Origin of the sequence: Tessaracoccus sp. MC1756, assembly GCF_014164735.1 — a bacterium.
Classification (GTDB): Bacteria; Actinomycetota; Actinomycetes; order Propionibacteriales; family Propionibacteriaceae; genus Arachnia.
In genome coordinates this window covers 234,679-253,426 of the sequence record NZ_JACJFZ010000001.1, presented here as the reverse complement: position 1 = coordinate 253,426, position 18,748 = coordinate 234,679, and the positions used below count along the sequence as shown (strand labels likewise).

The 18,748-nt window shown below is 70.0% G+C and carries 21 protein-coding genes and 1 tRNA gene; 11 read left to right on the top strand and 11 right to left on the bottom strand.

Annotation, left to right across the window (positions count from 1 at the left end):
• Window positions 1-19: 19 nt before the first annotated feature.
• Window positions 20-1,507, bottom strand: a complete 1,488-nt coding sequence (locus H5393_RS01170) for a methyltransferase (RefSeq protein WP_182765192.1) — start codon at window positions 1,505-1,507, stop codon at window positions 20-22.
• Between the two features lie 86 nt (window positions 1,508-1,593).
• Here H5393_RS01170 and H5393_RS01165 point away from each other — a divergent pair, with 86 nt between their 5' ends.
• Window positions 1,594-2,397: a hypothetical protein gene (locus H5393_RS01165; protein ID WP_182765191.1), complete on the top strand. Its 804-nt coding sequence runs from the start codon at window positions 1,594-1,596 to the stop codon at window positions 2,395-2,397.
• Between the two features lie 85 nt (window positions 2,398-2,482).
• On the opposite strand, the gene mgrA is transcribed toward H5393_RS01165, so the two are convergent.
• The 9 genes from mgrA to ssd all read right to left on the bottom strand — a co-directional run bounded on the left by mgrA (window position 2,483) and on the right by ssd (window position 10,640).
• Entirely contained in the window at window positions 2,483-3,529 is a 1,047-nt protein-coding gene (gene mgrA / locus H5393_RS01160) for an L-glyceraldehyde 3-phosphate reductase (protein ID WP_182765190.1), read from the bottom strand.
• 42 nt (window positions 3,530-3,571) lie between these two features.
• Window positions 3,572-3,931, bottom strand: coding sequence for an Rv3654c family TadE-like protein (locus H5393_RS01155; RefSeq protein WP_182764032.1), 360 nt, complete (start codon window positions 3,929-3,931; stop codon window positions 3,572-3,574).
• Window positions 3,928-4,248: a TadE family type IV pilus minor pilin gene (locus H5393_RS01150; RefSeq protein ID WP_182765189.1), complete on the bottom strand. Its 321-nt coding sequence runs from the start codon at window positions 4,246-4,248 to the stop codon at window positions 3,928-3,930. Before H5393_RS01150 ends, H5393_RS01155 begins: the two co-directional genes overlap by 4 nt.
• Window positions 4,249-4,283: 35 nt before the next feature.
• The gene (locus H5393_RS01145; protein ID WP_182764034.1) at window positions 4,284-4,526 is read right to left on the bottom strand and encodes a DUF4244 domain-containing protein; all 243 of its coding nucleotides are present in this window, start codon (window positions 4,524-4,526) and stop codon (window positions 4,284-4,286) included.
• Between the two features lie 103 nt (window positions 4,527-4,629).
• Window positions 4,630-6,930: a DEAD/DEAH box helicase gene (locus H5393_RS01140; protein WP_182765188.1), complete on the bottom strand. Its 2,301-nt coding sequence runs from the start codon at window positions 6,928-6,930 to the stop codon at window positions 4,630-4,632.
• 54 nt (window positions 6,931-6,984) lie between these two features.
• Window positions 6,985-7,719 carry a type II secretion system F family protein gene (locus tag H5393_RS01135; RefSeq protein ID WP_182765187.1) on the bottom strand — a complete coding sequence of 245 codons (735 nt, stop codon included), beginning with the start codon at window positions 7,717-7,719 and terminating at the stop codon, window positions 6,985-6,987.
• On the bottom strand, window positions 7,716-8,504 hold the full coding sequence (locus H5393_RS01130; RefSeq protein ID WP_182765186.1) for a type II secretion system F family protein: 789 nt from the start codon (window positions 8,502-8,504) through the stop codon (window positions 7,716-7,718). The genes H5393_RS01135 and H5393_RS01130 overlap by 4 nt, the downstream gene beginning before the upstream one ends.
• Window positions 8,498-9,643 (bottom strand): TadA family conjugal transfer-associated ATPase, encoded by a 1,146-nt coding sequence (locus H5393_RS01125; RefSeq protein ID WP_182765185.1) that lies wholly within the window; start codon window positions 9,641-9,643, stop codon window positions 8,498-8,500. Before H5393_RS01125 ends, H5393_RS01130 begins: the two co-directional genes overlap by 7 nt.
• Window positions 9,636-10,640, bottom strand: coding sequence for a septum site-determining protein Ssd (gene ssd / locus H5393_RS01120; protein ID WP_182765184.1), 1,005 nt, complete (start codon window positions 10,638-10,640; stop codon window positions 9,636-9,638). Before ssd ends, H5393_RS01125 begins: the two co-directional genes overlap by 8 nt.
• Before the next feature lie 145 nt (window positions 10,641-10,785).
• Here ssd and H5393_RS01115 point away from each other — a divergent pair, with 145 nt between their 5' ends.
• From H5393_RS01115 to H5393_RS01085, 7 genes are all read left to right on the top strand, one after another.
• Window positions 10,786-11,526 (top strand): class I SAM-dependent methyltransferase, encoded by a 741-nt coding sequence (locus tag H5393_RS01115; protein WP_182765183.1) that lies wholly within the window; start codon window positions 10,786-10,788, stop codon window positions 11,524-11,526.
• 41 nt (window positions 11,527-11,567) lie between these two features.
• Complete coding sequence (locus tag H5393_RS01110; protein WP_182764041.1) at window positions 11,568-12,062, top strand: phage holin family protein; 495 nt, start codon at window positions 11,568-11,570, stop codon at window positions 12,060-12,062.
• 13 nt (window positions 12,063-12,075) lie between these two features.
• Entirely contained in the window at window positions 12,076-12,237 is a 162-nt protein-coding gene (locus H5393_RS01105; RefSeq protein WP_182764042.1) for a hypothetical protein, read from the top strand.
• A complete protein-coding gene (locus H5393_RS01100; RefSeq protein WP_182765182.1) occupies window positions 12,237-12,692 on the top strand; it encodes a RidA family protein in 456 nt (151 codons plus the stop codon). The genes H5393_RS01105 and H5393_RS01100 overlap by 1 nt, the downstream gene beginning before the upstream one ends.
• Before the next feature lie 19 nt (window positions 12,693-12,711).
• Window positions 12,712-13,365 carry an endonuclease III gene (nth, locus tag H5393_RS01095; protein WP_370585934.1) on the top strand — a complete coding sequence of 218 codons (654 nt, stop codon included), beginning with the start codon at window positions 12,712-12,714 and terminating at the stop codon, window positions 13,363-13,365.
• A gap of 61 nt (window positions 13,366-13,426) precedes the next feature.
• Window positions 13,427-14,023 carry a TlpA disulfide reductase family protein gene (locus H5393_RS01090; protein ID WP_182765181.1) on the top strand — a complete coding sequence of 199 codons (597 nt, stop codon included), beginning with the start codon at window positions 13,427-13,429 and terminating at the stop codon, window positions 14,021-14,023.
• Window positions 14,020-14,655: a CoA pyrophosphatase gene (locus tag H5393_RS01085; protein WP_182765180.1), complete on the top strand. Its 636-nt coding sequence runs from the start codon at window positions 14,020-14,022 to the stop codon at window positions 14,653-14,655. Before H5393_RS01090 ends, H5393_RS01085 begins: the two co-directional genes overlap by 4 nt.
• A 54-nt stretch (window positions 14,656-14,709) precedes the next feature.
• Here H5393_RS01085 and H5393_RS01080 read toward each other — a convergent pair whose 3' ends face one another.
• Window positions 14,710-15,015 (bottom strand): WhiB family transcriptional regulator, encoded by a 306-nt coding sequence (locus H5393_RS01080; protein WP_182765744.1) that lies wholly within the window; start codon window positions 15,013-15,015, stop codon window positions 14,710-14,712.
• 153 nt (window positions 15,016-15,168) lie between these two features.
• Here H5393_RS01080 and H5393_RS01075 point away from each other — a divergent pair, with 153 nt between their 5' ends.
• The 3 genes from H5393_RS01075 to H5393_RS01065 all read left to right on the top strand — a co-directional run bounded on the left by H5393_RS01075 (window position 15,169) and on the right by H5393_RS01065 (window position 18,674).
• The gene (locus H5393_RS01075) at window positions 15,169-17,604 is read left to right on the top strand and encodes a transglycosylase domain-containing protein (protein ID WP_245243988.1); all 2,436 of its coding nucleotides are present in this window, start codon (window positions 15,169-15,171) and stop codon (window positions 17,602-17,604) included.
• The gene (locus H5393_RS01070) at window positions 17,604-18,572 is read left to right on the top strand and encodes a metallophosphoesterase (protein WP_182765179.1); all 969 of its coding nucleotides are present in this window, start codon (window positions 17,604-17,606) and stop codon (window positions 18,570-18,572) included. The genes H5393_RS01075 and H5393_RS01070 overlap by 1 nt, the downstream gene beginning before the upstream one ends.
• Before the next feature lie 25 nt (window positions 18,573-18,597).
• Window positions 18,598-18,674: transfer RNA gene (locus H5393_RS01065), tRNA-Pro, on the top strand.
• Window positions 18,675-18,748 lie beyond the last annotated feature (74 nt).

Sequence of the window (18,748 nt, the reverse complement as noted above, 5' to 3'; positions counted from 1 at the left end):
ATCTAGTCAGCGATGCAACCTATATCGCGTGGGAACCATCGCCGGCGAGGATCAGCATCTGGTCGAGGAGGGCCTGACGGATCTCTGGAAGCAGCGCGGCGGCCAGCTCCGCAGCGTTGAGGTCGAGGACCTGCGCGACGGCGGCCACCACCTGGCCAACGGTCAACTCGCCGTCGAGCGCGCCGAGGGCGGCGGCCAGGGCGGTGTCGGCTTTGATGGCACGCAGGAGCCCCACCCGCTGGCGGAACACCACGTGCTCCGGATTCTCCGCGCCGGGCCAGCCGATGGTCTCCTGCTCGACGTCGACGAGCCGGGGCCGGGCGGCCAACAGCTCCGCGGTCGGCAACTGGAACGCGTCGACGGCGGTCCCGTGCCGCGCGAAGACGTCTCCCACCGGCTGGGCGACAGCGTGCGGCCAGCTCTCGAAACGGCGGTACGGCTCAGCCCGCTCCGCCCTGGTGACGAGCACCCAGCCCATCCCGATGCTTTTCACGCCCAGGCGCTCGAAGTAGGCCAGCCACTCGTCGTAGGCCGTCCTCCACCGATCGGTCCCCGCCAGCCCGGCGTCGGTGAGCCACATCTCGATGTAGGAGAACACGTCCAAGCGTTCCCGCTCGATGATCCAGGCGTCACAAGCGTCCGGGATCCAGGCGTTGAGCCGTTCCTCCCACGGTTCATCGGTCACGGCCCAGTTGGTCAGCAGTTGGAGCGAACCCCCGCGATTGAGGTGGTCCGCGGCACCGCGGATCAGGGTCTCGACGAGGGAGTCGCCCTCGAAGTTCGCCTCCCGGTAGGTGAGGGTGTCGGCCTCGTCGGTGGGCGGACTCATGACGAACGGCGGGTTCGACACGATGAGGTCGAACCGCTCCCCCGCCACCGGCTCGTAGAGGGATCCGTTGCGGTAGTCCACCTCGACACCGCCCAGCCCGGCGGTCACCCTCGCCAGTTCAAGGGCGCGCTCGTTGACGTCCGTGGCGACCACCCGGCCGGCGTGCCGACTGAGATGCAGCGACTGCACCCCACAGCCGGTGCCGAGGTCCAACGCGGTGTCCACAGGCGTGCGCATGGTCAGCTGTGCGAGCGTGGTGGACGCGGGCGACACTCCCAGCACGTAGTCAGGGCGGATGGGCGACATCCCGTGGTCGAGGCCCGGGGTGGGGTCGGCCACCACCCATCCGGACGCTCCGTCGTCGGGCGAGCCGTAGGGGCGGATGTCCACGACGGCGCGGACCGAATCCCCGTCCGCCCGCACGAAACCCTCCTCCAGCAGGGCGTCCACATCGACCGCAACGGCCACCGCCTCGCGCGGCACCGCCTGTTGGAGGATGAAGAGCCTGATCAGCGCGGCCTGCGGGTCTGCGGCGGCGCGGAGCGCCACGTCGGCCGGCACGGTGCAGTTGCGCCCCAGCCCCGCCTGGCCATCCTCACCGATCCGGTCGACCACCGCATATGAGGTGTAGCGGGCGGCGGTGAGCTGGTCGCGGAGCGCGGCGGTGTCGATGGCCATGGCGACATCTTAGGCAGGGCGGCGTCGGACGAATCGCCATCGACGAGGCCTGTCGGCCTGACCCTCCCGGTTGCGACCATGGGCGCATGGCACTGAAAAGGAACGTAGTGATCGCCGCCATCGCGGCGGCAGCATTGGGGGTCAGCGCCTGCAGCGGAACCGCGGAGATCCCCCAGACGCAGGCCCCGGCCAGCTCCACCGCAACGGCCCAGGAGACCGGAGCAGGCGGCTCAAAGAGCGCTGCGGTCGAGACCTCCGCCGAGGCGACGCCGATGCAGGAGGATTCGCCCGCTGTCGAGCCGAGCGAGGAGGAGTCGCCCCCCGAAGAGGCGTCCGGCGAGCTCCCCTGGGACGAAGGCCCCGTGGACACGGAGGCCTTCCTCGACCTGTACCGCCCGGTGCAGGAGTCGATCACGACGATGAAGATGACCACCTCGACGTCGGTCCCAGGCTCCGAAACCGTCACGTACGTCGACAGCACGGACCCGACCAATCCCCGCACCTACACGGTGCTCGAGGCCGCCGGGAAGAAGGTGGAGTCGGTCACGGAGGGCACCACCGCCTATACGCGGACCGACGGCGGGGCCTGGCAGGAGCAGCAGATCCCCGACACGGCTGAGGGGACCAAGCCCACCCTCGATGCCGAGACCCTCCGTGGCCTCGTCGAATCCATCGAACTCGTGGACAAGGGCGAGCGGAAGTTCACCGTGGTGCTGGATCTGGGGGCGCTGGTGCCCTCCGCGGCGCCCGGGACGGAAGGGATCCCCACCACCTGGTGGCTCGATGACCAACTGCGCCTGGTGAAGCAGGAAATGACGATCATGGAGGCGACGGCCATCACGGAGTACTCCGAGTTCAACCAGCCGGTGGACATCCCGCAGGTGCCGTAGGCCTGAACTGGAGCGCCCGCGACGGGGACGGATCCCTGCCGCGGGCGCTTCTGCACTGGGCGAAGACGAGCGCTGCCTTGTTCCGTCACACGGAGTCGGTGGCTCCCTGCCAGAGGTTGATGCCTCCCACTCCCGAGTGCTCGTCGATCGCCGAGAGCTCGTCCTCGGTGAAGGCCAGGTTGGTGAGGGCGTCGAGATTCGCGTCGAGCTGGCGCACCGACGAGGCGCCCAGCAGCGCGGAGGTGACGGACGCTTCGCCCTGGTCGCGGAGCACCCAGGCGATGGCCATCTGGGCCAACGACTGCCCGCGGCCCTCGGCGATCCCATTCAGCGCGCGGAGGTGTTCGAGGTTCTTCTCGTTCAGCAGCCCCTCGTCGAGCGACTTCCCCGCGGCGGCGCGGGAATCAGCCGGGATGCCGTCGAGGTAACGGTCGGTGAGCATCCCCTGCGCCAGCGGCGAGAAGGCGATGACGCCCATGCCGTTGGCGGCCGCGGACTGCAGGAGGCTGGGCTCGCCGTCCTCAACCCAGCGGTTGAGGATGGAGTACGACGGCTGATGGATGACCAGCGGCGTGCCGAGTTCACGCGCGATCTGCTGGGCCTTGGCCGTCAACTCCGCCGAGTACGAAGAGATCCCGGCGTACAGGGCGCGGCCGGAGCGGACGATGAAGTCCAGGGCCTGCATGGTCTCCTCGACGGGGGTGTCCGGGTCAGGGCGGTGGTGGTAGAAGATGTCGACGTAATCGAGACCCATGCGTGCCAGCGAGTCGTCGCAGGACGCGACGAGGTACTTGCGCGAGCCGCCGAAGCCGTAGGGGCCGGGCCACATGTCCCAGCCGGCCTTCGAGGAGATGACCAGTTCACCGCGGTACCGCTTGAAGTCCTCGGCGAAGTGGCGGCCGAAGTTCGTCTCCGAGGAGCCGTAGGGCGGGCCGTAGTTGTTCGCGAGGTCGAAGTGCGTCACGCCGCGGTCGAAGGCGCGCCTCAGGATGTCGCGCTGCGTCTGGAGCGGCTTGTCGTCTCCGAAGTTGTGCCACAGGCCCAGCGAGATCGCGGGCAGTTTCAGGCCGGAGGTGCCGAGCCGCCGGTACGGCATGGAGTCATAACGGTCTTCCGCTGCAACATAAGTCATGCCGTCAGCCTATTGGCACGCCGTAGGCGGTGCTGGAGGCGGTCACGTTCCCGCGGTGGCGCTGCGCAGAAAGGTCCGTGGCGCACCGGGCAGGGCCGGCTCCAAGGGGGCACGGACCGCGATCTCGACGACGACGTGCCGGCCGCCGCCCCGCACGGCGCACTCCGCGACCGAGACCCCGTTGCGGACCGCAGCCTCGCCCGCCGCGGAGCAGGGGTCAGCGCCCTGGACCGACGCCGACACCGCTGCGAGGGCGGCGAGCTCGGCCGCCTGTTCGGCGTGCCTGGCCGCCGAGAACCACGCGATCAGGACCCCAGCCACGGTGAACGACGCCAGGAGTGCCAGGCTCATCCCCATCGTCAGCAGCACCCCTGCCGAACCGCGCTCGGTGTGGCGGCTCACGGCCCGATCCCCGGTTCGTAGGCGGCCCAGGCCCGGGCCGAGACGTCGACGACGCCCAGCCTCAGAACGGGCACCGGCAGCGTCACGCTGGCCTGGACCCCGAGGTGCTCCCTGACCACCTCTATGCGTGCGCCTTTCGGCACCCGGGCCCTGGCTTCGGCGAAGGCTTCGTCGTCACCCCGGGCGGCCTGCCGGGCCAGCTGGGCGCTGGCCTCGGCGGCCGTTGCCTGGGCCACTCCGAGGAGGGAGGCCCCGACCAGGCCAACGGTGAGGACCACGGCGAGCAGCAACCCGACGCAGAGCTCGACGGCGACCATCCCCTGTTCACCCCGCCGGGTCCTCCCTCCTCGGATCACCCTCCGACCTTGAGCAGATCGGAGATGTTGAAGTCGCCCTGCAGCACCTTGCCGAAGACGCCGGTGACCCAGTCGAAGAGCACCTGGAAGAACGCGTTGTCGGAGAAGACCCGGACCAAGAGGATGGCGACGGTGGCGGCGGCGAGCAGGCCGATGGCGTACTCGACGGTGGTGAGGCCCCGCTCAGTGAGGCGGCGCAGCTGTGCCCTGCGCTGGGGGTGGAGCACGAGGTTGGACATGGAGGTTCCTTTCCCGAGGTCGGCCGCCTTTCGGCCGGTCTCACCCCCATTGATCGGAAAAGGGCACCCTGAATCACCGCGTGAACCCGCGTGTGTGGATTAGTCAGGCGGACAACACCGCGGGCTGTGGACAACGGGTGATCGCCCTAGACTCCGCGTCGAGCAGCAGCCCGAGCAGCTCGGCCGCATCCGGCTTGTTCAGCACCTGGTTGGCGTTGCCACACTTGGGCGACACCACGCAGGCAGGGCAGCCCTCGGCGCAGCCGCACCGGGTGAGGCGCTCGAAGGTGGCTGCCAGCCACTCCCCGATGACCTCGTAGCCCCGGTACGCGAAGCCGGAGCCACCCGTCATTCCGTCGTGCACGAAGATCGTGCAGAGGCCGGTGTCCGGGTGCAGGGCGGTGCTGACGCCACCGATGTCCCACCGGTCGCACGGCGCGAACGCCGGCAGGAGCCCGATGGCGGTGTGCTCCATGGCGTGGGCGGCTGCGCCCATCTGGAGTTCAGCCCAGCCCAGGCGGCCGGCGAGGTGCGCCGGGACCGTCCACCACACCGCCTGCGTGGTCATCCGGTGCCGCGGCATCTCCAGGGCGGTGGTGTCCCACACTTCATGGGTCACCTCGTCGCGCCGGAGGTAGGCCAGCACCTGGGAATCCAGCCGCACGTCACCCCGGCAGACCTCAGTGACGCCCAGCCGCTTGCGGTCCACCTCGCGGAGGATCTCGATGTCGAACGACGACTGCGGTTGCGTGTAGTACCTCGGCCTGCCCTGGACGACGAATGCCTGGTGCTCCTCGCGGTCCAGTTCATCGACGAGGAACGTTTCGCCTTGGTGGAGGTACACCGCGCCGGGGTGGACGGTGCGGTCTGCGGCCGCCATGTCCACCACGCCGACCACCCGGCCGGTGTCGCGCTCGATGATGTCGACGGGGCGCTCCCCGATGGCGCGCAGGTCGATGAAGTCGACAGCCCGGTCCGGCCTCGTCCAGAAGTAGCGGCCGGCGCGGTTGCGCAGCACCCCCTGCTGCGCCAGCGCGTCAGCCACCATGGAAGTGGTGGGGCCGAACCACCGCTCGTCGTCTGCTGACAGCGGCAGTTCCTGGGCGGCTGCGGCGAGGTGGGGCCCGAGCACCCGGGGGTTCTCGGGGTGCAGCACCGCCCGCTCGACGGGCGCGTCGAAGATCAGTTCCGGATGCTCGAGGAGGTAGACGTCCAGCGGGTTCTCCCGGGCGAGGAGCACCACGAGGGCGTCCTGGCCGCGGCGCCCCGCGCGGCCCGCCTGCTGCCAGAAAGACGCGAGTTTGCCCGGATAGCCGGACACCAGCACCGCATCCATCCCGGCGACGTCGACGCCGAGTTCCAGCGCATTGGTGGAGGCCAACCCCCGCAGCTCGCCGCTGTGCAGGGCTGCCTCGAGTTCGCGCCGGTCATAGGCCAGGTAGCCGCCGCGGTAGGAGGCGACCCTGGTGGGCTCGCGCGCCACCTCCTGCGCAGCCAGGGAGACCAGTTCGGCACCCTGGCGGGAGGGCACGAACGCGATCACCTGCCTGCCCTCGTCCGTCAGCCCCGCCAGCAGGCGGGCTGTGTCGTCGCGCAGCGACTTCTCCGGCCGCCACAGCGCCACCGTGCGGCGGCCCGACGGCGACGAGTCCTCGTCGACCACCTTCACCGGGCCGGACCCGATGAGGGTCTCCGCGAACTCCCCGGCGTTGGGCGCCGTGGCCGACGACAGCGCGACGACGGGGTCTGCCCCGTACTGCGCCGCGATCCGCCGCAACCTGCGCAGCACTTGCGCCACGTGCGCCCCGAAGATGCCCTGATAGCGATGGGCCTCGTCGACGACGATGTAGCGCAGCGAGCCCAGGAACCTCGACCACCGCTGGTGGTTGGGCAGCATGGAGAAGTGCAGCATGTCCGGATTGGTCAGGATGAAGCTGGCGTGGTCTCTGGCGAAGCGCCGCTCGGCCTCGTCCGAGTCACCGTCGAGCGGGGTGATGCGCCAGGTCTGGGGCCCGAGTGCCGCCGCCGCCCGGGCCTGGTCGTGCGCCAGCGCTTTGGTGGGCGAGATGTACAGCGCGGTGTGCCGAGGGCCGGTGAGCCGGGCACGCATCGAATCCACGCTGACGCCCACCTTGCCGTGCACGGCGCCGGTGATGATGGGCATGAGGTAGCCGAGCGATTTGCCGGAGCCGGTGGGCGTGCACACGATGCTGTGCTCGCCGTGGAACAGGGCGTCTGCGAATTCCACCTGGTGCCGCCAGGGTGCGGCGATGCCCGCTGCAGCGATCTGTTCTGCGGCCTTGACCGGCAGCCAACTGGGCCACGCCGTGGGCACGCCAGAGGAGGCGTCGCGCTGCGAAACAGCGGTCACCTCGTCGCGGCCCAGCACCCAGGAAAACGTCACCCCTCAACTGTGCCAGCCGCCACCCACAATTTCTGAATCGACCGCCGTGTCGATTCAACCCGAGAAGAAGTTCTGGATCAGCCCGGCGATGATGGGAACCACTCCGACCAGCATGAAGGCGGGCAGGAAGCACGCCATCAGGGGCACGACCGACCGGACCCCCACCGTCCGGGCGGCCTTGAGCGACCGATCACGGAAGTCCTGCCGGGCGTCCTCGGCGTGCACCCTGAGCACGCCGGAGAGGGACGCCCCGGATCGCTCGGCCCGGGCGATGTCCGCCGCCGGCTGCCCCCAGACCGGGTGCTGCCGCAGCCGTGCCCACGCCTCAGGCCCTGCCCGGCCGAGCGCCAGCTGCGCCGCCACCTCCCGCAACAGCTTCTGCGTGGCGGGTGGTGACACGTCCGCGACCGCCTCCACTGCGGCCGACATGGGTTGGCCCGCTTCCAGGCAGACGCGGAGGAACCCCAGGGCGTCCGGGAGCTCCGCCGCCAGTTCCCCCGTGTCCGGCCGTGGCGCGCGGTACCCCAGCAACACCACCGACCCCAGACCGACCACCAAGCCACCCGCCACTCCGAGCATCCCGTCGAGGGCCAGCATCAGGAGAGCGCCCATGGCCAGGCCCAGGAGCGTCCGTTGACGCAGCGGCAGGGCCCCCTCCCTGCCCTCCAGCCACGCAGGGACCCTCCGTTCGGGCCGTGCCCGGAGCCGCTCCAGCGCCGCAGCCGGCGCGGGCATCGCCACCAGCACCGCCAGGAACGCAGCCAGGGCGGCCATGAGTAACTGGTTCATCTGACCTCCCTCCTTCCCTGCGCGAGCTTGTCGATCCACAACACCCCGGCGGCCGTCAAGGTCACCGCCGTGAGCACCAGCACCTGACCGATGACGCCGCCGAACAGGAATTGCAGTGGGTCTGCGCCGGCTGCGAAGCCCAGGCCGACGGCCAGGAAGGGCAGCGCGGCCATGATGTGGCCACTCGCGCGCGCTGCAGCCAGCTCGGCCTCGATCACGGCCTGCAGTTGCCGTTGGCGCCGCAGATTCTCTGACACCGACGACAGGACGTCCGCCACCGGGGCTCCACTCCTCTCGCTCACCCGCCACGCGGAGGCGACGGACCGCATCCCGCCCTGACCGGGGACGGAGGCAACCCGCTCCAACTCCGCCCCGACATCCGAGCCCAACGCGGCGGCCGCGGCAGCAGGGGCGAGGACAGGCGAGTCCCGAGCCGCCTCGGCAAGCGCCACGGTGGGGATCTGGCCGGAGCGCAGCAGGGAACTCAACACGCGGGCGGCCGCGGCGCACTCGCCGGCCCGCCGGGAGGCGCTGCGTCGACGCCGCGCGCTCGCCACCAGCCAGCCGCTGGTGCCGAACGCGATGGCGCCCACCGCCATCCAGCCGACCGCCCGGAACCCCAGCGCCCCCGCCGCCCCGACCACGGCGAGCACCCCGAGCACCACCCACGGCGACACCCGCGTGGGCAGGCGACGGCGGCGCGGCGCCAGGCGACGCAACCCGGGGGCCGGCCCGATCAGCGCCGCCGCGGAGAGGGCGGCCACCAGCGCAGCGCCGGTCACCATCCCACCAGCCTGGTCAGTTCGGCGCCGGCCTCCCCCTCGTAGCGCACCCGTCCCCCGGCGAAGGACGCCGCCGGCGCGATCTCGACCCGGCCGTCGGCGCCCCGCCTGAACAGCCCGATCTGATCCACCGCCCGGGCACCTGAGCGGCTCCGCCGGAGATGGATCACCAGCCGTAGCGCCGCGGCCACCTGGGCGTGACACGCCTCGCGGCCCAGCCCACCCAGTGCTGCGAGGGCTTCCAACCGGGCGGGCACGTCCTGCACCGAGTTGGCGTGCACCGTGCCGCAGCCCCCTTCATGCCCGGTGTTCAGCGCGGTCAGCAGGTCCGTCAGTTCGGCACCCCGCACCTCCCCCAGCACGACGCGGTCCGGGCGCATCCGCAGCGCCTGCCGCACCAGAGTGGTGAGCGTGAGGGCACCTGTCCCCTCGGCGTTCGCCGGCCGGCCCTCGAGTCGCACACAGTGGGGATGATCCGGCACCAGTTCCCGCGCATCCTCCACCACGACCAGGCGCTCCTGACCGGGCACCAAGGCCAGGAGGGCCGAGAGCAGCGTGGTTTTTCCCGTGCCGGTGCCGCCGGAGATCAGGAAGGGCAATCGTGCAGCCACCACGGCCCGCAGCAGGCGCTCACCTTCCGGCGGCAACGAGCCGGCCGCCACGAGGTCTGCCACCGAGAAGCTCCGGCGGGCCGGCACCCGCAGCGACAGGCAGGTGCCCGGCGCCGCCACCGGCGCGAGCACCGCATGCAGCCGCACCCCGCCCGGCAGGCGCCCGTCGACAAAGGGCGACGAGTCATCCAGGCGTCGCCCGGCGGCGGCCGCCAGCCGGATGGCGAGCCTGCGCACCTGCTCGTCATCCACGAAACGCACCTCCGCGCGTTCCAACCCCCGGCCGCGGTCCACGAACACCTCACGGGGCCCGTTCACCACGACGTCAGAGACCCCGGGCTCGGCCAGCAGGTCGTCGAGCGGGCCGGCCCCGACGCTGTTGCGCCGCAGCTGGGCGAGCACGTCGTGCACCACCGCATCGGTCACGATGACGCCCATCCCGCGCAGCGCGGCCGCCACGTCCACCGGGGTGTGGGTGCGGCCCAGCCCGGCCAGGCGGGTCTGGAGCACATCGAGTTGCACCTCAGCCACCGCGCACCTCCGCCAGCAGGGCCGCAACCGCTCTGCGGTACCGGCGCGCAGCCGTGCTGACAGGCGACAGCCCCAGCTCAACCAACCGGACCACCGCCTTGTCGTGTGGGATGGCCGCCAGGCAGGGAAGGCCCAGCGCGCGCGAGACGACCTCCGCGGGGATGGACCGGCCGGGCCCACGCCGGACCACCACCGCAGCGGGCTGCACGGACCGGCCCTCGACCAGCATCCGCGCTGAGGCGACGGACCTCACGTCCGCGCCGACGACGAGCAGCGTCCGGTCCGGCTCCACCTGCGGCGCCTCACGGCCGGCATCGATGACCACGAGGTCTGCGGAGCGGGCCAGCGAGCCGACGGCGGCCGCCACCGCCGCCGCCGGTGGCGCGGAGGGCGACTCCCGGCCCTGCGCCAGGAACGCTGCCCCCTCGGCCATGGGCAACCCGCCGATGAGATCTCCCAATTCGCCCCGCGCGTGACTCAGGTCTGGCCACCGCACGCCGTCGACGGTCTCCGCTCCGACGATGAGGTCCAGCCCGCCGCCCGCCTGCGCCAGATCCACGCACGCCGCGCGCATCCGCTGTGCCGCCGCCACCAGCGCCAGCGAGGCCGCCAGCGTGCTCACGCCCAGACCGCCGGAGGCGCCCACCAGCGCCACGACCGTGGCCCGCACCGCGTCCGCGCGCACCGCCGTCGAGATGGCCTCCGCCAGGTGACCACCGTGGTCAGGCAGCGGCAGCACCGGCAACGCGAGCGCGGCGGAGCAGCGCGCCAACTCCCGCGGCGAGTCGCCGACGAGGTGGGCCTGCCCGGGCGCGACGCCCGTCCAGCGCGTGGCGACCTCTGTGGACACCAGCCGCAGGGCCGCCTCCGGCCAGGCCAACCGCACCTCGTCAGGGTGGTGGGCCACGCGCAGCGGCACCTCGAAAGCGGCCGCCGAGACCTCCACCGCCTCGATGACGGCCGGGTCCCGGGAGCAGAGCAGAACGTAGGGTTCCATGCCCACCACTGTGGTCAACGGGCGGCCCGATTTTCGACGGATGTGCCCCGTTGTGGATAACCTTCCCCGGCGCGGCGTCCTCCGTCGTGACGCACAACCCGCCAGCTAGGCTGGCCCCACCACATCAGCTACGCGGAAGGATGGCATGAGCATCACCCTGCCCGACGAGGCCCTCACCTGGCTCTCCGTGTGGCAGGACGTGCGCGGGCTGGTCCTGGCCGGCGACACGCATCTCACGCGCCGGCTCTCGGCCGCCGGGCACACCCTGTTCGCGCTGACCGACAGCCCCGCCGTCCACGTGCGGCTTGCCGAGCTCACGCGGGTCACGCCGCTGCTGGCGCGGCCGGAGGCGGTGCCGACGGATCCGCTGCAGTTCGAAGTGGTCTTCGCGCACCAGAGCCTGCACCGCTACAACCTCGACCAAGCCCTCCCCCAACTCGCCCGTGTGCTGCGCAGCGGCGGATGCGTCAGCGCCTCCTACCTGGTGCGCGACGACTCGGTGCCCTGGGTGCGGCGGCTCGCCGCCCTGTTGCGCCGCTATGACCCCATGGCCATGAAGGGCGACTACGGCCACCAGAGCCTCGACGTGCTGGGCCGCTCCAAGTACTTCCCAGAGGTGGAGCGCCGCGCGTTCCGGATCTGGCAGGCCGTCAGCCGCGAAGACCTCATCGCCATGGTGCGCAGGCAGCCGCTGGCCGGCAACCTCGACCAGAGCCAGCTCGACACCCTCATCGGCCAGGTCGTCGACCTGTTCGACGGAGCGGTACGCCCCGGCGAGAACCTGCGGCTGCCCTACCAACTGCTGTGCTGGCGCGCCTGGGTCAGCCACGAGGAACTGACCGGCCCCGTCGAATTACCCGATAGCGGCCTGGCCATCCCACTGTGATCTATGCGGTACTAGGCTGTTAGCTGCGAAAGGAGCATCCAATGCCCGCTGAGCCCCGCCACCCGTTGGTCGACATCAAGGACTCGCTCTCCGAGTTCGTCTCGAAGACGTCCGAGCTCGCCTCCGCCGAGATCAAGCCCGCCGCCAAAGCCGCAGGCGTGGGCGCCGGGTTCTTCGCCGGTGCCGCCGTCTTCGCCCTGCACGCCATCTGGATGCTGGTCATCCTGATCGCCCTAGGTGTCGGCCTGCTTCTCAACGCACTCACCTCCATGGGGCCGTTCCCCGCGATCACGCTGGGTTTCCTAGTCAGCGTCCTGTTCTCACTGCTCGTGGCCGCCGTCCTGTTCACGCTGGGCCGCGGCAAGTTCAGGGACGTGAAGATGCCGGAGGCCACCATCTCCGAGGCCCGGATGACGCTCGACGCGGTGGTCGACGCCGTCGCCTCCCGCACGAAGGACACCGACGTCGTGATCCGCTCCGAGGACCTCCCCCAATTCCGCGACGCAGACCTCGAGAAGTCGTTCGGCCGTCCGTAGTACCTTGTCCCACATGATCAAGTGGGAATACTTCGTCGCGCCCGTCCTGTCGCACGTCGCTCAGCAGCTGCTCAACAACTTCGGCTCCGATGGCTGGGAACTCATCCAGCTCGCCCCCGGCCCCAACCCGGACACGCTGGTCGGTTACTTCAAGCGGCCCATCCAGGAGGCCTGATGCCCACCTCCGAGCGCCTGACCGCACTCGGCATCGAACTGCCGCCGGTAGCTGCTCCCGTCGCCGCCTACGTGCCGGCTACCCGGGTGGGAAACCAGATCTGGACCTCGGGCCAGCTGCCGTTCGTCGACGGTGAACTCGTCGCCGTCGGCAAGGTGGGGGGCGCGGTGTCGCAGGACGACGCCGCTGCCGCGGCCCGCACCGCGGCGCTCAACGCCGTGGCGGCCGCCGCGGCCCTCGCCGGCGGTGTCGACAACATCCGCCGCGTGCTGAAGGTGGTGGTCTTCGTGGCCAGCGAGCCGGGCTTCACGGCGCAGCCCGCCGTCGCCAACGGCGCCTCCAACCTGCTCGGCGACATCTTCGGCGAGTCCGGCGTCCACGTGCGCAGCGCGGTGGGCGTGGCGGTGCTCCCGCTGGATTCGGCCGTGGAGGTCGAACTCGTCGTCGAGGTCTGAGGTGGACCAGCCGGCGATCATCAACGAGACGCTCGCCGAGGCCTACCCCGACGCTCGGTGCGAGCTGGATTTCCGCACCCCGTTCGAGCTGCTCGTCGCCACGGTGTTGTCGGCGCAGTCGACGGACCGCCGGGTCAACGCGGTGACCGCAGACCTCTTCCGACGCTTCCCCGACGCCACGGCGCTCGCTGAGGCGGACAGGGAAGAGGTTGAGGTCATCATCGGACCTGTCGGGTTCTACCGGAACAAGACCACCGCCATCATCGGGCTGAGTCGGCGCATCGTCGATGAGTTCGACGGCCAGGTGCCGGGCACCCTCGACGAGCTCGTCTCACTGCCGGGAGTGGGACGCAAGACCGCCAATGTGGTGCTGGGTAACGCGTTCGGCGTGCCCGGCGTGACCCCCGACACCCACCTCATCCGGCTGGCCAACCGCTTCGGCTGGGTGGACAGCACCAAGCCCAACGATGTCGAGCGCTCCGTCGGAGCCCTGTTCCCTCCCGAGGAATGGGTGATGCTCTGTCACCGCGTGATCTGGCACGGTCGACGGTGTTGCCACGCCCGGCGCCCGGCCTGCGGGGCCTGCCCCGTCGCCGAATGGTGCCCCCGCCGCGACATCGGCGAACAGGATCCGGCGAGGGCCGCCAAGCTCATCCGCGAGCCGAGGAACTGACGTCGCACCGTTGGCGGCGTCGGGTTGAGGCCCTCCCGCCGTGGGGTAATCTCGCAGCACGATGAGGATCAGGTCTGCCATCGCCGCGCTTGGCGCGGCTCTGCTGCTCGCCGCGTGCACGCCCGGCCCGAGCACCACCCCCACGGCGCCCGCCACGCCACCGCCGGATCTCGCGGCGCTGCGCGTCGAGTACGGGCTGCCTGACTGCCCTGACACGGATCCGGCCGCCGAGCAGGTCGACGGCGGGCTCCCCCACACCCAACTGACCTGCCTGGGCAGCGACAAGACCGTCAACCTGGCCGGCCTGGAGCGCACGCCCACCATCATCAACGTGTGGGCCCAGTGGTGCGGCCCCTGCCGCGAGGAGGCGCCCTTCCTTCGTGAGGGCCTTGCCGAACTCGACGGCGTCGCCTTCCTCGGAGTCGACTACAACGACCCCCTCCCCGATTGGGCCATCGAGTTCGCCGGCCTCGTCGGCTGGTTCTACCCCCACGTGACGGACCAGGACAAGACGCTGCAGGTGCCTCTCAAGATCCCTGGCATCCCGTCGACATACTTCATCGACGCCGACGGGAAGATCGCCGGGGTCCACGCCGGGCCCATCGAATCCACCAAACAGTTGCAGGACCTGGCCGCCCGGTACCTGGGGGTCTCATGAGCATCGAGCGCGTCTTCGGCCGCCTCCGCGGCGCGCTGGCGCAACCCCAGGAGGCCCGCCACATCGGGATCGACCGCACGCCGCGCGGCGAACGCTCAGCAGCCGTTCTGGCCCTGTTCACGGACGACGGCGACCCGTCGCTGACCTTCATCACCCGGGCCACCACCATGCGCCGGCACGCCGGGCAGATCGCACTGCCGGGGGGCGCCGTCGACGACACGGACGTCGACCGTGCGGACACCGCGCTCAGGGAGGCGCGCGAGGAGATCGGACTCGACCCCACGCAGGTCACGGTGTTAGGACAATTGCCGGCGCTGTGGGTGCCGGCATCGCGCTACGACGTCACCACCGTGGTGGGCGCGTGGCCGGGTGGGGACGAGCTCACCGTCGTGGACCCGCGCGAGGTGGCTGAGGTGCACCACTACCGGGTATCGGAACTGGCGGCACCGGAGACACGCGTGATGGGCCGCCACCCCAGCGGGTTCATGGGCCCGTCGTTCGTGTTGGGCGACCAGTTCATCTGGGGCCTCACCGGGCACCTCGTGGATTGGGTCTTGGACCTGGCCGGATGGTCACTTCCCTGGGACCGGGGCCGGGTTGCAGACGTGCCCGCGCGTTTCCTGCGGGACTGACTGACTGTTGAGGCGGCGGGTGGAACGCTCCACCCGCCGCCTCGATCAAGTGCTTCAGTGGTGGTCCACCGGCACGACCGTGAAGCCTGCGCCGTTGTTGTAGTTGACGAGCACGTCGAACCACGAGTCGATGTCGGGCCGCTGTCTCAGCAGCGCTCGGCGCTCACGTTCGGTCATTCCCCCCCAGACACCCCATTCGATCCGGTTGTCGAGCGCCTCTGCGAGACACTCAGATCGGACCGGGCATCCGACGCAGACTGAACGAGCCCGTTTCTGATCTTTACCTTCTGGAAAGAGTGCGTCCGCCATGTCCCGGCATTTGGCCTGGAGCGTCCATTCACTAACCTCGGCGAGCGACATCATCTGCCCTCCCTTGCGCAGTTTCGTCCTATGCGTCGACCGTAGCGCATGTCGTGCGGTTTGCAACAGGGGGGTTCGGGCTACCGCCCATGCCAGCGGCCATTGAAACGTCTGACAAAGGCGTTTTGGACCCCCTCACGTAGAATGCGCCCTATGAAGTCTGCCTCCCTGGGCCAGAAGGGCTATTCCCTCCTGATGTTCTTCGCGGTATCACTCCTGTCGGGCCTCCTGCTCGCAGGGCTGGCCGTGCCGATGACCGCTCTCGCCGGCAACGGCGTGAAGATGGCTGCCGAATCGCTGGAGCAGTTGCCGGCGGAGTTCGAGACCCCGCCGCAGTCCGAGCGATCGCGCGTCCTGATGGGCGACGGCAAGGTGCTGGCCACGTTCTTCGACGAGAACCGCATCTACGTGCCGCTCGAGGACATTTCGCTGTTCATGCAGCAGGCGCAGATCGCCATTGAGGACCACCGCTTCTACGAGCACGGCGCGATCGACTTCCAGGGCTTCGGCCGAGCGGCCGTGAAGACGCTGACAGGCGACACCCAGGGCGCGTCGACGCTGACCCAGCAGTACGTGAAGCTCGTGCGCGTCGAAACCGCGTCGATGAACAACGACCAGGAAGGTGTCCGCAAGGCCACGGAGGTGTCCCTCGAGCGCAAGATCGTCGAGATGCGCTATGCCATGGCCGTCGAGGAGAAGCTCACCAAGGACGAGATCCTCGAGCGCTACCTCAACATCGCCTACTACGGCGACGGCGCCTACGGCGTGGAGGCCGCGGCCCAGCACTACTTCCAGGTCTCAGCCAAGGACCTGGACCTGGCGCAGTCGGCGATGTTGGCCGGCCTGGTCCAGAACCCCGTGCAGACCAACCCCACCAAGTACACGCAGCGCGCCATCAACCGGCGCGACACCGTGCTGAACCGCATGGCCGAGCTCAAGCTCGTCACCAAGGCGGAGGCCGCCGCCGCCAAGGAGACGACGTTCGATCCGTCGAAGATCAAGCGCCTCCCCAACGGCTGCGTCGCCTCCCAGTTCCCTTTCCTGTGTGACTACGTGCAGCGCACGCTGATGACGATGCCGAGCATGGGCGAGACGGAGGAAGAGCGCCGCAACATGCTCAACCGCGGTGGGCTCACCATCCACACGCTGATCGACGCCGAGGCCCAGCTCGCCGCTGAGGCGGCTGTCGCCTCCCTGATCGCGCCGCTCGACCCAGTGTGGGGCTCCTCCGTGCTGGTGCAGCCCAGCACCGGCCTGATCGTGGCGATGGCCCAGTCGCGCCCCAAGATGGGACCGGACGAGGCCGTGGGCGAGACGTTCAAGAACATCAACGTCGAAGGCTCCATGGGCGGCATCGAAGGCTTCCAGGCGGGCTCCACATTCAAGGCCTTCACCATGGCGGCCGCGCTGGACCTGGGCATGACTCCGGACCAGAAGTACGACGCCCCCAAGGAACTCGAGATCGACGGCGAGACCTTCACCAACTGTGAGGGTCCGTTCAAGACCCGTGCGGACCGTCCGGTCAGCAACTACGACAGGGGCTACGGCACCATCGACATGCGCAAGGCAGCCGAGTCGTCGGTCAACACGTACTTCATGCAGCTCATCCAGGCGGTGGGGATCTGTAACACCACCACGATGGCCGAGAAGGTGGGCGTGAAGCTCGCCAACGGCGATCCCATGAACTCCCAGGCCTCGTACCCGTCGTTCACGCTGGGCACCGCCTACATCACGCCGCTGTCCATGGCCGAGGCCTACGCCACGTTCGCCAACCGCGGCATCCACTGCACCCCGATCATCCTGCAGTCTGTCACGACGAAGGACGGCAAGAAGCTCGAGGTGCCGCCGGCCAACTGTGAGCAGGTCATCCGGCCTGAGGTGGCCGACGGCGTCAACTACCTGCTCCAGGGCGTGGCCATGAACGGCACCGGTCGGCGGGCGGCGCTGCGCGACGGCCGCGACGAGGCCGGCAAGACCGGTACCACCAACGAGAACAAAGCCGTCTGGTACGCCGGTTACACCCCCGAGATGGCGGGCGTCGCCATGATCGGCGTCGATACCGCCAACACCTGGTGGAAGACCCACACCCAGACCGTCAAGGGCACCATGCCCGCCAGCGGCACGTATCTGGAGGGATCCGGCGGCGGCGACGCGGGCCAGATCTGGAAGGCTGCCATGACCTCGGCGCTCGCCGACAAGCCCAAGACGAAGTTCACCGAGCCCAGCAAGACCATCCTCGAGGGCGAACTGGTGCCGGTGCCGGACGTCAAGGGGATGGGGTACAACGAGGCCAAGGAGACCATCGAGGCGGCCGGGTTCACAACCCGCACACAGCGGGAGTACTCGAGCCGCCGCAAGGGCGCCTTCCTCGGCATCACCCCGTCTGACCAGGCCGTGAAGTTCTCCAGCATCACGCTGCGGGTCTCAGCCGGTCCGGAGCCCGCGCCGAAGCCTGCGCCGAAGCCAGTGGTCCCTGAGCCCCCAGCGACGGCCCCCGCTGCCCCCGCGCCGCCCGCCGCTCCTCCGGCAGCACCTCCCGGCCAGCAGCCGGGTGGCCCTCCGGGCCAGGGCGGGGACGACGGCGACTGATGCGCGCCGCCACCAAGACCCTCGGCGGCCTGGCCGGCCTGGGCGCCGCCTGCTTCGGCTGGGGCCTCGTCGAACGCAGCCTGTACACCGTGCGCCGGGTGCAACTCGACGTGCTGCCGCAGAGTTCCGCAGAGCTCCGCGTGCTACACGTGTCAGACTTCCATCTCATGGAATCCCAGCGCGGGAAGCAGGAATTCATCGCCGCCCTGGCAGGGCTGGAGCCGGACCTCGTGGTCAGCACCGGCGACCACATCTCTCAGGCCAAGGCCATCCCGGCCCTGATGGCGTCGCTGGAGCCCCTGCGTGGCATACCCGGAGTGTTCGTGTTCGGGTCCAACGACTACTTCGCGCCGCAGTTCCGCAACCCGCTGAGGTACCTCACACGCGGGTCGTCCAACGGTCACAAGCAGCCGGAGCCGCGCCAACTCCCCACGGCGGAGCTCGCCGCGCATCTCGAGGGACTGGGTTGGGCGAACCTCACCCAGGGCCGCACCGTGCTCGAGGTGGCCGGGCATCGGCTGGCCTTCCGGGGCACCGACGACGCCCACCTCGGCCGCGACGACTACGCCGCCGTCGGCGGGCCGCCGGAGCCGGGCGCAGCGCTCAACATCGGCGTGACCCACGCGCCGTACCTGCGGTTGCTGAACGCCATGACTGCGGACGGCGTGGATCTGATCTTCGCGGGCCATACCCACGGCGGTCAGGTCTGTGTGCCGGGCCATGGGGCGCTGATCACCAACTGCGACCTCGACACGGCACGCGTCAAGGGCCTGTCCACCCACACCTCCGGGGGACGCACCGCGCACCTCCACGTGTCTGCGGGTTTGGGCACCTCCCCGTTCGCGCCGTACCGGTTCGCATGCCGCCCTGAGGTGACGCTGCTCACCCTGGTTCCCGGGCCGGAGCGGACCATCGCCCACGGCCCCATCCGGAACCGTGAATTCGCACCTGAGGCCGCCGTGCGCTAATCTTTCCCTTGGCTCAAAAAGCCATCGGGGTGTGGCGCAGCTTGGTAGCGCGCGTCGTTCGGGACGACGAGGCCGCAGGTTCAAATCCTGTCACCCCGACCATGTGATGTCTCAGGACATCGGACTAGCCTGAACCCTCTGGGTTCAGGCTTTTATGGTTCCCGGGGCTGGTGGTC